Source organism: Leptolyngbya sp. BC1307 (assembly GCF_002286735.1).
Classification (GTDB): domain Bacteria; phylum Cyanobacteriota; class Cyanobacteriia; order Phormidesmidales; family Phormidesmidaceae; genus Phormidesmis.
In genome coordinates this window covers 1-15,602 of record NZ_NRTA01000067.1, presented here as the reverse complement: position 1 = coordinate 15,602, position 15,602 = coordinate 1, and the positions used below count along the sequence as shown (strand labels likewise).

Sequence of the window (15,602 nt, the reverse complement as noted above, 5' to 3'; positions counted from 1 at the left end):
CTATCAATGCACCCATATTCGCTACACTCCAATAAAATAAAGCTTTACAGTCTCTCGATTCTCCTGAGAATATAACATCATATTTAGGTCACACCCCTGGCGAAGGTGTTTACTGACGGTGGATTAGCTTCGGTTGATGTTCACCGCTCGGAGGGAGCCGCGTTTGCCATAGAGCGATGGGCAACGGCCCAGGGTGGCTTCTGGGATGCCCAGCAGTGGTTAGTGGGCGATTTTGATGGCGATGGTAGAGATGACATCACAAAGGTCTTCAATGACGGGGGATTGGCCTCGATAGATGTTCACCGCTCCAATGGCTCAAGTTTTGAGATAGCGCGATGGGCAACCGCAAAGGGCCACTTCTCAGACACGCAAAAATGGCTAGTGGGTGATTTTAATGCAGATGGTAAAGATGATTTGACGAAAGTCTTTGACGACGGAGGATTGGTATCTATTGATGTTTATCTCAATACGGGAATGGGCTTCAGCGTAGAGCAGTGGGCATTGGGCCAGGGCAGCTTTGAGGACGGGCAAAAGTGGCTAACAGGTGATTTTACCGGCAATAGGTTTAGCGATTTAGCCATGACGTTCAACGATGGCGGGTTAGCGTCCATTGATGTGAGCGCCATAGCATGAAGCCGGTTTCCAGGCTTCTCTGCTACAACCGCACTCCAAAAGTTACCAAAGCAGGGGAGCTTCAGGGGTCGATTGAGATCCACCCCATAGCCGCCATGGCTCGCCTGGGCATGGAGCATTTTGACGCGGTTCATTACCAGACCTAGTGTTAGCGGCTAAAGCCAGTTCTGGGTCACGGGCAGATGAAACAAAACATCGTCATCACCTTCGGAAAGGTTAGCCATCTCAGGCCGGCAAAGGTTTCGGTCTTACTTTGGGGGACCGGGATGCACCCGCTTTCGGAGTGTTGATGACATCAATCTGGCCGTTTGAGGGATCGATAGCGTTACCCCCTTTGGCAATCGGGATGCGCGCATCCAGGTCAAAACCATAGCCGTCTGGCAAGATATGTAAATTGACGCCACAAAGCGCCAGATCCTCATCTCGTAAAATCTCGGATAGGTTACTGTAAGCCAAGCTCGCCATATCGACGACCGTGACAGCCCCCTCGCCTACGACCTTAACCAGGTTGCCGTTGACAATCACAGCAGTATTCTCATCAATGCCAAATCCTAAGTTAATCGATTGTTGAGCCATCGCTGAGAGCAATCGCCCAATGCGACCGCGCTGGGCAAAATGCTGGTCAATCGCAATATTTGGCAAAAAGCCCATACCAGGCCCAGTCTCAACGGTATTAACTTTGGGATTTGTACCGGCATCGCCCTCGACAATCATCATGTCTGGCATCATCGCGGCTCCTGCGCTAGTGCCCGCAATCACCAGACCTTCGGCAAATCGCTGGTGCAGCAGTTTGTCTATCTCAGTGCCTTTCAGGGTGTCAACAATTCGAGCCTGGTCGCCGCCTGTAAAGAAAACACCGGTAGCTTTCTGAATGGCTTCTAAGGAGTGCTCTGAGCTGGTATCGTCTCGGTAAACCGTGTCCAGGATACGGATATTTTCCACACCCAAACGCTCAAAGGTGCGAATGTAGTCATCACCCACTTCTCTAGGCAGTTCAGTGGCAACCGTCATTACGATAATCCTGGCTTTCAGCCCACCCGCGCAGCGAATAAACTCTCGAAGAATCTGGCAGTCCTCATTGCGGTCTTCTGCGCCACCGATGATGATCAACTGCCCGCCGCGATTGTCTAAAGCCATATGGCCTCCTAGCCTTTTATCAGTTGGGTTGAGTCAAGCTCGAACAAGATTTGCCCGTGATGATGGCGTATCTCCACAGGGAAAACGGCTATAGGGAAAACGGCCCCTGTTCAAGTAAAGCGAATGTAATCCGAATGCAACCTGCACTCAGTCCTACTTTTGTACGATAGTGGGCTCAACCCCTAGACTATCTCTCTCTCAAGGCAGAATGTATCAACCACTACCGTCAAGCGTTAGATGCTTTCACCCCCTAACTATCTGGTCTGACTGGATGAAGCAGCTCACATCCTTCGGTTCTGATAGCAAGCACGGTTCTGATAGCAAGCATAACGTGTAAAGCATGCTATTACACCGGGCTGGCGACGGTTTGGATAGCTGACGCATTGCCTGATAGTCACACTCGCAAAGAATCCGCTCTTGTCAGCTTATACAGCTTTGCTACTCTGTCAATGCGTAAGTCCCAGGTCTGTACCCCTGTTAAGGTGACCGTTTGTACTAATAATCTAGGATGGGGGCCAACAAGGAAATAGGGCGAGGAAATAGGGCGAGGAAATAGGGCTTTGCAGCTTCGGCTCTTTTGATTTTTCTGGAAAGAAAAACAGATAGTGAGCATGAATTTTTGATTTCAGAAGACTGATCGTTGAAACGCATATAAATCAAGGATAGTTCATTTGTTCACCTTAACAGGGGTACCCTGTAAGCCTTATAGCTTCGTTCCCAAAACTGTCCGGACTGTTGATGGAGTAGCTTATGCAGCAGAACGCCTAAAGAATTTGCCACCTTAAAATGAACCCCTTGAGTGCTATGGACCAAATCGAATTCACCCCCGCCATGCTGACGCTGCTAGAGGAATGTACTGAGGAGTCTGTGTTTGCTCCAGGCTATATCCAGCCGCATGGCATCCTTCTGGTACTGCAAGAGCCACACCTCATAATCGTGCAGGTGAGTGAGAATGTGGGGCAATTTTTTGGTCTTGCCGCCACTGCCTTGTTGGGAAAATCGTTACAGCAGTTGTTTTCTCGTGATCAGGTCAAACGCATTAAAGCTCTTCTTCTGCAAGACAACCTGGAACATTGCAACCCGTTTGAGTTAAAAGCACAGGTCAACAGCAGTCTTCCTAGCCTGCCAGGTTGGGGAAGCACCGATTCCCTAGCCTGGGAAGCGTTAGGAACCAACAAGGGAAATATACAAACCTTCAGAAGTACCCTCCACCGCACAGCAGATGTGCTGCTGTTAGAACTAGAGCCTCAGCTTCCCACCGAGAACATTCATGCCACCCAGTTTTACCATCACCTGCAAGCTGTCATCCTGAGCCTTCGCAATACGACCAACCTTGCGGCCTTGACGCAAATGCTTGCCGAGGAAGTAAAGGCAATGACGGGGTTTGATCGCGTCATGGTTTACCGTTTTGAAGCCGATGAGCATGGTGTGGTGATTGCGGAGGCGAAAGAGCAACCGTTAGAAAGCTACTTGGGGTTGCATTATCCAGCAACCGATATTCCTGTCCCGTCCCGCAAATTGTTTCTGCGTCACTGGGTTCGCCAAATTCCCGATATCAACTACAGCCCTGCTCGTTTAGTGCTGACGAATAGTGACCCAGAGGCGCACCCCCTGGATTTAAGAGACTGCGTCTTGCGGGGCGTTTCCCCTTACCACGTCGAATACTTACAGAATATGGGGGTCGCTGGGTCACTCACCATTTCATTAGTTAACGATGATCGCCTCTGGGGGTTAATTGCCTGCCACCACTACAGTCCCAAACTGGTGTCGTATGAGACACGCAAAACCTGCGAATTCTTGGGACAGTTTGTCTCCACTGAACTGGTGCATCAGCAAGAGCGTGAATTGAGCCGTTACCGCACCCAGGTCAACGCGATTCAGGATCACCTGCAGCAGGCTTTCCTCCGTGAACCTGATTTTATGCAGCAGGTGTTGACTCGGAATGCGACTCAATTGCTAGATCTGGTTCATGCCGAGGGCGTGGCCATTGTGCTCGACCAGCAAATTTCTTTAATGGGTCAACTTCCGTCACTAGAGGCGGTTCAAGCTCTTGTCGCCTGGCTACCACAGCTCAAGCAGCATAATCTCTATCGGACAGACAGCCTCGCTCAAGCCTACCCACCTGCCAGTGCGTTTAAGGGCACTGCAAGCGGTCTTTTAGCCATCTCGCTGGTGTTACATCAAAAGTCTTACCATCTGCTTTGGTTTAGACCAGAGCAAATTCAGACGGTGCACTGGGCTGGCGATCCTCGCACGGCGATCGCGGTTGACCCAGATGGCGAACAACGCTTGACCCCGCGCAAATCCTTTCAAATCTGGAAGGAAACCGTGCGCGCCACCTCACTTCCCTGGGAAGCACCCGAAATTGAAGCGGCGCTGATGATGCGAAACACGCTGATGCTAGCCGTATTGGAGTTTTCTCAGGCAGCGTTAGAGCAAGCGGCTGAACGAGCCGCGATCGCCAACCGTGCCAAGAGTCAGTTCCTCGCGAAGATGAGTCATGAGCTGCGAACGCCCCTCAACGCCATTCTTGGGTTTACCCAGGTGATGAACCGCAGCCCCAAAACCCCCACTGAATTTCATGATCATCTCGGCATCATTAGCCGCAGTGGTGAACATCTGCTGGCACTGATCAATGATGTGCTAGAAATGTCCCGCATTGAGGCTGGTCAACTGGTTGTGACAGAAAGCGACTTCAACCTGCGTCGTTTGATGCGATCGCTGCAAGAAATGTTTGCCCTCAAAGCCTTACAGAAAGGGCTGACACTCTCCTTTGAGGTAGACGGAAGCGTGCCTCAGTATGCTTGCAGTGATGAGGCAAAATTGCGGCAAATCTTGATCAACTTGATTAGTAATGCCATCAAATTTACGACACAAGGCAACGTCAGCGTCAGCTTAGGGGCGGAAGCCACTGGGGCAGCGACCCAAGGTAGTCCCGATGACCGAAACACGCCGCTTCTCTTCCCTGGGGTGAGGCTTTCCTTTAAAGTACGAGACATGGGTTGTGGGATTGCTCGCCGTGATTGGGAAGCCATTTTTGAGACCTTTATGCAAACCGAGCAAGGTCGTCAGGCTCAGGGAACCGGATTGGGATTGTCCATCAGCCGCCAATTTGCCCGTTTGATGGGGGGTGACATTACCGTGCAAAGCACCGTCAACGTGGGTTCAACCTTTACCTGTCATGTGCTTTTACACCAGCCCCAAACCATGCCACTGGTAGAACCAGAAACCCCTCTCCTAGTAATTGGTCTAGAGTTAGGACAACCGACATACCGCATTCTGGTGGTTGAAGATGTGCTCGAAAATCGGCAACTCTTACAGATGTTGCTAGAACCCATTGGGTTTGAGGTTCACATCGCCGGAAATGGCGCGGAAGCGCTTACCCAATGGCAACAGTGGCACCCGCACCTGATTTTTATGGATATACAGATGCCGATCATGAATGGCTATGAGGCAACCAGACGGCTCCGAGAGGAGGAACAGAAGCAGTTGAATGAGGCGTCAAGAACAGCTAAAGCACTCTCGCCTCGCGCTCCCACTAAAATCATCGCCCTCACCGCCTACGCCTTTGAAGACGATCACACAGCCAGTTTGCAAGCAGGCTGTAACGACTACATCGCGAAACCGTTTACCGCCTCTGTGCTGTTCGAGCTGATAGCTCGTCATCTCGGTCTGCGCTACTGCTACGCTACTGAAACTTTAGCAGCACCCGACCTTCCAGAGCGACAGCCTCTGAGCCGACAAGATCTGCACGTCATGTCTGTTGAATGGATTGCTCAAGTGCATGAGGCAACCCTTGATTTGGATGATAGAAAAATCCGTCAACTGATGGCACAAATGCCTCAAGCCGCCCAGACGCTCCTTGAAGGGATGACGTTTCTAGTCGATAACTTCCAACTCGAAACGCTTGCCAATTTAACGCAACTTTAGTCAGAAGCTATGATGACTCTACTCAAATCCACTGCTGCCATCACGATCTTGATCGTTGACGATACCCCCGACAACCTGCGGCTCCTCACCCAAATCTTAGAGTCTGAAGGCTACTGCGTGCGTAAAGCACTCAACGGCAAAATGGCACTTCAGGGCGTACATCGCGATCCACCCGATCTGATTCTGCTTGATATTAGAATGCCAGTCATGGGCGGGTACGAAGTCTGCGAGCAGTTGAAAGCATCGACCGCCACTCTGCATATTCCGATTCTTTTTATTAGTGCGCTTGATCACATGGATGACAAGGCGCAGGCCTTTGCGATGGGCGGACAAGATTACATCACCAAACCCTTCCAGGACATGGAAGTGCTGATGCGAGTCAAAAACCAATTGCTGATCCAACAGCAACACCAACAGCTACAGCAGCAAAATCAATGCCTGGAGCAGGAAATTGCCGAACGGCTCAAAGCAGAAGCAGAAGTAAGACAGCTAGCGTTGACCGATGAGTTGACAGCGCTGTACAACCGACGTGGTTTCTTTTTACTGGCAGGGCAACAATTAAAAATGGCCCAACGCACTCAGTTGCCTTGCTGTCTGCTCTTTGCTGACATCGATGGCTTGAAGCAAATCAACGATACTTTCGGACACGAAGTTGGAGACAGAGTGATCGTGGATGCCGCTCAACTCTTAAAACAAACGTTTCGTGATGCCGACATTATTGCCCGTCTTGGGGGTGACGAATTTGGTATCTTGATCCCTACCTGCTTAGAGGCTACAGAGGTCTTTTGCCTGCGTCTGCAAGCAAGTATTGATCACTTTAACCAAGCGGCGGCTCGTTCCTATCAACTCGCTATGAGTGTGGGTGTTCAGTTATGCGCGCTCACGGATGATGCTTCCCTAGAACACTTATTGGCACAGGCAGATAAATTGATGTACGAGCATAAACGCCTAAAAGGCGGAGTTTAACGCCAAGGTTGGAGAAGGCGATCGCCAAAGCGACTAAGACCTGAATAACCATCAGACAGATGATTATAGTACAAACGATCTCCTTAGCAGGGGTAGTCCCCGGTCTGTTAACAGGGGGGTGGCCTTAAAGGAACTGTCTGAGAGAAAAAGTGACCAAAGCTATATGCTAAAAGTCATACCTCGACTGTGACTTTTGGCACAAGTTTAAGCAAAGCGTTGGCGCTATTGTAAACATTGTTAAAGTGATTTCTAGATAAAGCGATTTTAGATAAAGCGATTTTAGTTAAACAGCCAATAGACCTGTCACCAAGCCATCCGAGTCGCCGGTCCATTCACTTAACCGTATGTATATTATTCAGAATTCCAGGCAGAGCGCGATTCAAGTCGGGCTGCTGCTGCCTTTGTTATGGACAGTTTCCGGGTGTAACCTCTTTCCGCCCAGCTCAGCTCAGCCCTCTCTAGGGCAGCGTGGCCGACCAGAACAGGCAGACGGGCCAGTCGCTGTGAAAACGGCCAAAGCAGAAACGGGTTCGATTGCCGGACTGCTCACCTACACGGGCACGACCCGCCCGGATCAGCAGGTGATGCTGCGATCGCAAGTCTCAGGCGAAGTAACCGATCTAACCGTGGATGTGGGCGATGCGATCGCACGGGATGACCTGTTAGCGCAGCTCGACGGCAACCTGCAAACGACCAGTCTGAACCAGGCCCAGGCCGAACTCTCAGCCAGACGAGCAGAAACGGCTCAAGCTCAGATTTCTATCAGCGATGCCCAATCGGCGTTGGTTCAGGCCGAGGCGACGTTTGACCAGGCCCAGGTAGATGCCAGCAGGCTGCGACGGCTCGCCGACCAGGGGGGCATTTCCCAGCAGGAAGCCGAGGCGGCAGAGCTAGCGGTGACCAACGCGCAGCAGGCAGTGCGCTCGGCCCAAGCCCAAATAGCGGCGCAGCGGCAGGCAGTGGCAGCGGCGGCAGATCGAACGGATGCGCAGCAGGCCGTACTCGCGCAAACCCAGCGGCAGCTTTCCTATGCAGGTTTGCGATCGCCCCTCACCGGATTTGTACTTTCCCGGCAGGTCGATGTCGGTGACTTTGTTGACTCAGGGGCGACTTTACTAGAGCTAGGCGATCTGAGCAGTTTAAAAGTGAATGTAGAGGTTTCTGAGCTAGACATTGGTCGGCTCAGCGTGGGCCAGTCTGCCCAGGTAACGTTCGATGCCTTTCCTGACGAAGGCGTTACGGCGGGGCGAATTGAGCAGATTGCGCCGGTTGCCGATGCCACTTCTCGGCTGGTGCCTGTGCAGGTGAGTATTCCCAATCCGAACGGGCGAGTCGGCAGTGGGCTGCTGGCAAGAGTACAGTTTTCACCCGAACAGGCGGCCCGAGTGGTTGTGCCTGAGAGTGCGCTAGCGCTGGGCGAGGAAGGTAGTACGGTGTTTGTCATTGAAGGGGAGGGCGAGCAGGCGAAAGCGGTGGCTCGCCCAGTAAGAACGGGCACGAGCGGTCAGGATCGGGTGGAAATTCTGTCGGGGTTATCGGCAGGAGAGGCTTTTGTCGTGCAGAGCGATCGCCCGCTCACCTCAGGACAAGCCATCCGGCTCAGCATTTTATCTGAATAGGGCACTCACGCCAGACATCCAAGGTATCGGTAGGACTCAAACACATGGTACGACCCATCGCTCCCTCAAATTTAGGTTCGAGTTCCGATTCTGTTGACAGAGTAGATTCTAACGGGGCAGCTTCTAACAACCTGAGCCTGAGCACGCTGGCGATTCGGCGGCATATTGCCACGCTGGTGCTGACTGTCGCTGTGATTGTGCTGGGTCTGTTCTTTATTCAGCAGCTCCCGGTCGATCTGCTGCCCTCGATTACCTATCCACGGATTGGCGTGAGAGCCGATGCACCCGGCGTCTCACCAGAAGTCGCGGTCGATGAAGTCACTCGCCCGTTAGAAGAAGCCCTTGCCGCGACCGAAGGCGTTGTTCAGGTGGTTTCTCAGACCCGAGAAGGACAGGTCAGCCTCGATCTATATTTCCAGCCGGGGGGCAATATTGACCAGGCGCTCAACGATGCGACGGCCACGCTCAACCGTTCTAGAGACAGCCTTCCGGATACGGTTCAGCAGCCGCGTCTGTTCAAGTTCGATCCTTCTCAACTGCCTGTGTATGAAACGGCCCTGACTTCACCTTCCTTACAAGGCGTCGATTTGAGAATATTTGCCGACCAAGAGCTGGCCCGCGAGCTGATCACCGTACCCGGCGTTGCCAGCGTTGATGTTTCGGGTGGCGTTCAAGAAGAGATTCGTGTCAATCTTGACCCGGCCAGACTACAGACTCTGGGCTTGGGCATTACCGATGTTTTAGACGCGCTTGCAGAACGCAACCAGGATACGGCTGGCGGTCGCATTCAAGGCACCGATAGCGAGCCCTTAACCCGCGTGGCCGGTCGCTTTCAGGAGGCTGATGAGATTCGCAACGTAATCTTTGAGGTGGGCGATGCTGAGCTGCCTCAACAGGTCTACCTGCGCGACTTTGCTGAAGTGATTGACGGGATTGAAGAACAGCGCGTTTTTGTGAATCTTAACGGCGAGCCTGCGGTGAAGGTGAGTGTTCAAAAGCAGCCGGGGGCGAATACTGTTGCTGTTGTAGATGGCGTAAAGCAACGGCTCGCAGATCTCCGAGAATCGGGCCTGATTCCAGCAGATCTTGTGCTTAACGCCACGCTGGACGAATCTATCTTTATTCAGAACTCTATTCGCAACGTGGCAATTTCTGGCCTGACCGGGGCAGGCTTAGCAGGGATCGCCGTTCTCTTATTCCTTGGTTCACTCAGGCAGACGTTCATCATTGTGGTCGCGATTCCCCTAGCAACGCTCGTCGCGATTTTGCTGATGGGGGTGTTTGGGCTTTCGCTGAACGTATTCAGTTTGGGCGGCTTGGCGCTGGGGGTGGGCATTGTCGTCGATAATGCCATTGTCATGCTGGAAAATATTGTTAAAGGTGTTCAAGATAAAGGCATTCAAGATAAAGGCATTCAAGATAAAGGTACTGGGCAGAGCAAACCTGTGATTCGTCAGGCTGAAGCCAGCAGCCGCGAGTTGGAATCGGCTTTATTCGCGTCAACCACAACAAACCTGGTGGCGGTGCTTCCTTTTCTGCTCATCGGTGGCTTTATTGCGCTGTTATTTAATGAGTTGGTGCTTACTGTGAGCTTTGCGGTAGGGGCCTCACTGGTCGTCGCCTTAACAGTGGTGCCTGCCCTCACTTCCCGGCTGCTGACGGTACGCTGGTCGAGCGGGGTCAATCGGTTTTGGCTGATCCGCCAGTTCGATGCGAGGCTTCAAGGGTTGACCGGTCAGTATGCCAGGTTGCTGGGCTGGGTGCTAAGGCGACGGATTTTAGTGGTGGCGATCGCTTTCCTCCTATTCGGCGGCAGCAGCTTTTTCATGGTGGGCCGAATTCCTCAAGAAATTTTGCCGAGCATTGCCACAGGTCAGGCCGATGTGCGCGTGCAGTTTCCACCGGGGACGACGCTCGCCGAAAACCAGCAGGTGATGAACGCGGTAGATCAGCTATTGCTAGCCCAGCCCGAGATTGAGTATGTCTTTACCACGTCGGGCGGGTTTCTCTTTGGCAGTAGCACGAGTGCGAATGCGCTGCGAGGCTCCAGTACGCTAACGCTGTTGCCCGGAACCGATGTTGAGGCTTTTAGCGATCGCATGACCCAAGAATTCAATCAGTTCAACCTGGTCAAAACCCGGCTGCGCGTATCGCCGGGCAGAGTCCGGGGTCTAATTTTGAACAACTCGCCCGTGCGAGGCGATGTAGACGTGATTTTGCAGGGAACTAGTGCGCAGTCGCTAGAAGAAGCTGGTGGGCTCGTGCTCGAAGCGCTTGAAGCTGAAGCGACGCTGGCAAGCTACTCGCCCGACGCCGATCCGCCACAGCCGGAAGTCCAAATTCGCCCGGACTGGGAGCGCGCTGCCGATCTGGGTCTTTCGGCTGAAGCCATTGGCCGCACGGTGCAAACGGTGCTCTCGGGGTCGGTACCTACTCAGCTCCAGCGGGGCGATCGCCTGGTCGATGTGCGCCTTCAAACTCCCGAAACGCTGGTTCAAAATCCGGCTGAGCTAGCCCAGTTGCCTTTGCTAAATGGGAACGGTCAACCGGTGAGACTCGGCGACATTACCAGCATTGAAGACGGTCAGGCCCCCGGCGAAATCCAGCGAATTAGCCAGCGTCAGGTATTTATTATTGAAGGAGACCTCAGCGACGGGGCCAGCTTAGGCGCAGCGCTAGAAGAAGTCAATCGGATCCTAGAGAGCGTGACTTTGCCTGACGGGGTGACCCGTCTGCCTAGCTATAGCGCCCAGAGCAACGCCGCCATCACAGACGGGATTGGGCTTTTAGGCGGGCTGGCTGCCTTTTTAGTCTTCACGGTGATGGCCGTACAGTACAATTCACTGATCGATCCGCTGGTGATTATGCTGACGGTGCCTCTGGCTTTAGCCGGTGGAATCCTGGGTTTGTTCATTACGCAAACTGCGATTGGGGCAACCGTAATTGTCGGCGCAGTGCTGCTGGTCGGTATTGTCGTCAACAACGCGATTATTTTGGTGGAGCTGGCCAACCAGATTCATGAACAAGAGCGCTGCAGTCGGATTGCTGCCATTCTTAAAGCCGCGCCTCAGCGCTTGCGGCCCATTTTAATGACGACCATTACCACCGTGTTGGGGATGTTTCCCCTGGCGCTTGGTATCGGCGAAGGCTCAGAGTTTTTGCAGCCGCTGGGCGTCGTTGTTTTCTCTGGGCTGTCACTGGCAACGCTGCTGACGCTGTTTATCATCCCCTGCTTTTACACGCTGCTTCACGGTCGCGCAAATTCAAAATATGAGTCAAAGAAAATGACTGCTGCGTAACCACTATCCTGATTTTCGAGGCACAAAAGCTGGTTAGCAGACGGCTGAAAGCCTTGCATCAGGGGATCTAGGGGAGCCGCGATCGCTCATTCAGCATTGGCCATTCCAGAGCCATCTGGCCGAAAAACAGACGTGGTGCGCTTTAATAGGAAATCGAGCGAACAATGCCACACCGAGTTAGGAGATTGTCATGATAGATAGTGCTGAATTGCAGAACCTGCGCCGATGTATTGAGCTGGCGAGAGAGGCACTAGAAGCCGGTGACGAGCCGTTTGGCTCCGTGCTTGTCAGTGCGAATGGAACCGTTTTGGCTGAGGATCGCAATCGCATTAGTTCGGGCGATCGCACTCAACACCCAGAGTTTGCACTGGCTCGCTGGGCAGCCACAAACATGACGCCTGAACAGCGAGCAGCGGCAACTGTTTTCACCTCAGGAGAGCACTGCCCTATGTGTGCCGCTGCGCATGGCTGGGTCGGGTTAGGTCGTATCGTGTACGCAAGTTCTTCTGCGCAGCTATCTGATTGGCGTGCCGAATTTGGAGCACCCGCAGCTCCTGTCCAGGGTTTGCCGATTCAAGAGATTGTTCCGGATATTGTAGTAGAAGGCCCGGTTGCCGACTTATCAGAGCAGGTGAAAGACCTTCATCGTCGCTTATACCGTACAGAGGTTTGATCCTAAGGTATGCTGTAGGTTTGAAGGTGCGAGAACAGCAACCCTCAAACAGACTACTGCGAAAGATAACCATCTCTCGATGGGAAAGGCTTTGCGCCGAGACATCGCTAAGGGGCTATCGTCGGATCAACAATGTATTTCAACGACTCTGACGTGTCTGGCAAAGGTTCTAACTCTCCCCGATTCTCAAGTACCTGATAGATTAGCGCAGCAGTACTGCCTCGACTGATCGGCTGATTGGGGTTTAGCAGTCTGACATCTGGATAATTTACAATTAGACCGGCTTGGGTAGCAATGGCAACCTCGTCGCGAGCTTACTCAGGGATTTGGTCAGCGTCAGCATAGTATTTGCTAAGGTCTAACGGCACCTCAGCGCCTGCATCTGGATTGCTCCCATTCGCCTGAGCTGCAGGCGGCGCGGCTTGAGGCGGCGGTGCAAACAGCTGCATAATAGTCGTTGCAGCAATCGGAAACATGAGCTGATGGGTAGCTTGTCGGCGGGTGCGCTGAGCAGGCGCTGTCTCAGCGGGCGCAGCAGCTAGTAGCCGGTCAGGACCAATACCTTCGACTAGTGCGACGATGGCGTCTGCACGGCTGATCTCTGTTTGGGGTTCAAACTCATCAGCCTCTGGAGTGCCCATAAAGCCCGCTTCATAAGCATCTTTGATAGCAGTGTTAGCCCAGTAGCCTTCAGGAACATCTTCAAAAGTGCTGGCCTCTGAGATAGATCTAACAGGCTCCGCATTGAACGCCTGGCGGATAACCGCAGCGTATTCATCGCGCTCAATGGGTTGCTCAGGTCTAAAGGTACCGTCTGGGTAGCCCGTGAGAATGTCAGCCTGGCTGAGCTGCATGATATAAGGCTGAGCCCAGTAGTCGCTAGCAACGTCAGGCTAGCTTGTCTGGGCCTCGGCGGCGAGCAGGAATACGCCGGGGACAGTGGCGATCGCCCCAATACCACCGATGACAGCAGCCACCCTTTGAATAGACCAATCCTTTTCTGATATCACGGTTCAAACCTCTTATCTTCTATCTTTTTTGGCAGATGCGATCGCTCAATATTGCCGGTAGCTGTACATACACATAACAATCGCTGCCATAGTTTCAAGTTTAGTCTCTGACTATCTCCTATGTCCTCAGCCTGTAGAGAGGCATTAGAGAGAAGCACAAACATTTGCCAGTGCCGACAGCACGATGGCGTTTAGCCGGAATGACCGTCTCGTAGGCTTCTCAGTAATCTGTGTAGACGATGGCACATTGCCTGTACAAGCGGGTAAGGATTGATTGCCATAACGCCCTCGCTGGTGCCCTAGCGCGATAAGCCTGCGGCATGGCTTCGCTTACCGCCGATGGTGCAGCCAATCACTTCTCCGGTGTCGACATCCATCGCTAGTCAGACCCATTGCTCATTGCCCTGGTTATTCAAAGTACGATTAAAAAGTTGTTGTAATGCTGTTACTAATCTAGCTTCGCTCGGCGCAGCAATATGGCGGTGATAGCCACAATAATGGTAGAAAGGCTCATCAGGATTGCGCCTACTGCTGGGGAAAGAACAATGCCCCAAGGCGACAGTACACCCGCTGCAAGCGGAATCGCAATTACGTTGTAGCCAGTGGCCCACATCAGGTTCTGAATTGTCTTACTGTAGGCTTTTTTCGCCAGGTTTAGCGCCTTCACAGCGTCTAGCGGATCGTCTTCTATCAGAACTAAGTCTAGCGTCTAGCGGATCGTCTTCTATCAGAACTAAGTCTGCGGACTCAATCGCCACATTGGTACCGGCTCCAATGGCCATCCCCATATTGGCTTCTAGCAACGCGGCAGCATCATTTACACCGTCCCCAACAAAAGCTGTAGGCGCTTCCTGCTTAAGTTCTTTAGTGCGGTTTACCTTGTCTTCTGGCAGAACCCGAGCATAGTAGCGATCAATGCCTAGATCTTCCGCAACGCTGCGAGCAACCGCTTCGGCATCGCCCGTAATCATTACGGTCTGAATGTCCATTTCCTTCAGGCGGTCAGCTGCTTTGCGGGCACTCTCTCGCACTTGGTCGGCCATAGAGATAACGGCAACAGGACGAGCGGCGGTCATTAACACAACGGCACTTTCTCCGCGTTTATCAGCCTGATCCAGCGCATTCTTTAGCTCGTCAGATAGCTGTAGTTTTTGTTCCTTTACCCATTCCGGGCGACCCAGGCGATAGGTTTGTCCATTTACCTCACCTTCTACTCCCCGACCTGTGATGGTTTGGAAGTTTTGCATTTGAGGCAGATCGATCTGTCGTTGGTTGGCGGTCTCGACGATGGCCTGGGCTAGAGGATGTTCTGAGATCGGCATACGTTCTAAAGATTACCTCACCTTGCGCGTTAAATTTAGTAACTTCAATGCTCACAGCGCCTTTCTCATCTGCTGGGTTGCCGTCTGCGTCTTTGAAGTATCCGATTGCATACGCTCCGCCGTTGGGCGTTGGACCTTCTGTACGTTTTTGTTTAGCCATAACTTACTAGACAGTCCTAAGTTTCTGTTGAAGAATTATGCGGCCAAAGGTATCTGTTGTTGGGGTTCAGGGGGCTGAATTTTGGCAGCGAGTAATTTAGCCAGAAGTAGATTGGGCCTACGTTTTGATAAAACCACCGGTTGTAGATGCTGAAGCGCCATTCGAACAATTTGCTCGCTGGGCAACCCATGTTTTGGCAGCGTCCGAAACCATTGCGGAAAATGTACCCAAACCACGTTAGGCAGTTCTAAAGCGAGTACTTGCAATAGCCCCAAGGCAATAGCATTGAGATTGACGAAGCGCTCAAATGCTTCAACTTTAATGGCAACCTTTGCCTGGAAATCGGCATCGAAGTCAGCCAAGATAAGATTCTTGGGCCAGCCAGAGGCTCTGGTCATAGAGCGCAACCAGAAGCGATAGTCAAAGCCCCCAAGCAACTGAACTAATGAGCGAAAGCTGACCTCAATTTTGAACCGCCAGCCATAGGCTTCAATCACTTGCGCTCCGGTGAGTGTGGTGTCACTAGAGAGCAAAATAATCTGTTTGCCATTGGGCAGTTGCGTGAGCACGAACAACACTAATTCATCAGGACTGTCCCAATAGAATTTAAAGCACTGATAGTACACGGTTTGACGTTGACCATAGAGCCAAACGGCTGCTTGAGAGCAGGCATCCATCGGGGCAAATAGCTCTCTGAGTTTTATGTCAGAACCCCAGACTCTGGGCCGACCGGGTCCACGAATATCCGAATTGGCTGAAAAGTCGGCATGCGCCACGGTGGAAATCGCCGCTCGGCTGATCAAATGTAAACCCTGCGCTCGAAACGGTCTCAACACCTTCGCCGAAGCATAGT

At 52.5% G+C, this 15,602-nt stretch carries 8 protein-coding genes and 3 pseudogenes; 6 read left to right on the top strand and 5 right to left on the bottom strand.

What is annotated here, in order from left to right:
• Window positions 1-105: 105 nt before the first annotated feature.
• The gene (locus tag CKL79_RS20375; protein ID WP_121971386.1) at window positions 106-633 is read left to right on the top strand and encodes a hypothetical protein; all 528 of its coding nucleotides are present in this window, start codon (window positions 106-108) and stop codon (window positions 631-633) included.
• Between the two features lie 225 nt (window positions 634-858).
• On the opposite strand, the gene CKL79_RS20370 is transcribed toward CKL79_RS20375, so the two are convergent.
• On the bottom strand, window positions 859-1,770 hold the full coding sequence (locus tag CKL79_RS20370) for a cyanophycinase (protein WP_121971385.1): 912 nt from the start codon (window positions 1,768-1,770) through the stop codon (window positions 859-861).
• Between the two features lie 804 nt (window positions 1,771-2,574).
• On the opposite strand from CKL79_RS20370, the gene CKL79_RS20365 reads away from it, so the two are divergent.
• The 5 genes from CKL79_RS20365 (at window position 2,575) to CKL79_RS20345 (ending at window position 12,257) form a co-directional block, all read left to right on the top strand.
• Entirely contained in the window at window positions 2,575-5,700 is a 3,126-nt protein-coding gene (locus CKL79_RS20365) for an ATP-binding protein (RefSeq protein WP_205879164.1), read from the top strand.
• Window positions 5,701-5,709: 9 nt separating this feature from the next.
• Window positions 5,710-6,666 carry a diguanylate cyclase gene (locus CKL79_RS20360; protein ID WP_121971383.1) on the top strand — a complete coding sequence of 319 codons (957 nt, stop codon included), beginning with the start codon at window positions 5,710-5,712 and terminating at the stop codon, window positions 6,664-6,666.
• Between the two features lie 344 nt (window positions 6,667-7,010).
• Complete coding sequence (locus CKL79_RS20355) at window positions 7,011-8,285, top strand: efflux RND transporter periplasmic adaptor subunit (RefSeq protein ID WP_121971382.1); 1,275 nt, start codon at window positions 7,011-7,013, stop codon at window positions 8,283-8,285.
• A 44-nt stretch (window positions 8,286-8,329) separates the two neighbouring features.
• Window positions 8,330-11,584, top strand: coding sequence for an efflux RND transporter permease subunit (locus tag CKL79_RS20350; RefSeq protein WP_121971381.1), 3,255 nt, complete (start codon window positions 8,330-8,332; stop codon window positions 11,582-11,584).
• 190 nt (window positions 11,585-11,774) lie between these two features.
• Window positions 11,775-12,257, top strand: a complete 483-nt coding sequence (locus tag CKL79_RS20345; protein WP_121971380.1) for a nucleoside deaminase — start codon at window positions 11,775-11,777, stop codon at window positions 12,255-12,257.
• 314 nt (window positions 12,258-12,571) lie between these two features.
• Here CKL79_RS20345 and CKL79_RS20335 read toward each other — a convergent pair whose 3' ends face one another.
• The 4 genes and pseudogenes from CKL79_RS20335 to CKL79_RS20325 form a co-directional block, all read right to left on the bottom strand.
• Window positions 12,572-13,045 carry an S-layer homology domain-containing protein gene (locus CKL79_RS20335; RefSeq protein WP_346427073.1) on the bottom strand — a complete coding sequence of 158 codons (474 nt, stop codon included), beginning with the start codon at window positions 13,043-13,045 and terminating at the stop codon, window positions 12,572-12,574.
• Window positions 13,037-13,135, bottom strand: a pseudogene (locus CKL79_RS24265) (S-layer homology domain-containing protein); the annotation flags it as partial. The pseudogene CKL79_RS24265 and the gene CKL79_RS20335, both read right to left, overlap by 9 nt.
• Window positions 13,136-13,715: 580 nt before the next feature.
• Window positions 13,716-14,580: pseudogene (locus tag CKL79_RS20330) on the bottom strand (HAD-IC family P-type ATPase); the annotation flags it as partial.
• A gap of 204 nt (window positions 14,581-14,784) precedes the next feature.
• A pseudogene (locus CKL79_RS20325) lies at window positions 14,785-15,602 on the bottom strand (hypothetical protein); the annotation flags it as partial.

Coding starts and splice junctions, on each gene's coding strand:
- CKL79_RS20345 (WP_121971380.1), top strand. CDS start 11,775: ATGATAGATAGTGCTGAATTGCAGAACCTGCGCCGATGTATTGAGCTG.
- CKL79_RS20360 (WP_121971383.1), top strand. CDS start 5,710: ATGATGACTCTACTCAAATCCACTGCTGCCATCACGATCTTGATCGTT.
- CKL79_RS20365 (WP_205879164.1), top strand. CDS start 2,575: ATGGACCAAATCGAATTCACCCCCGCCATGCTGACGCTGCTAGAGGAA.
- CKL79_RS20355 (WP_121971382.1), top strand. CDS start 7,011: ATGTATATTATTCAGAATTCCAGGCAGAGCGCGATTCAAGTCGGGCTG.
- CKL79_RS20350 (WP_121971381.1), top strand. CDS start 8,330: ATGGTACGACCCATCGCTCCCTCAAATTTAGGTTCGAGTTCCGATTCT.
- CKL79_RS20370 (WP_121971385.1), bottom strand. CDS start 1,770: ATGGCTTTAGACAATCGCGGCGGGCAGTTGATCATCATCGGTGGCGCA.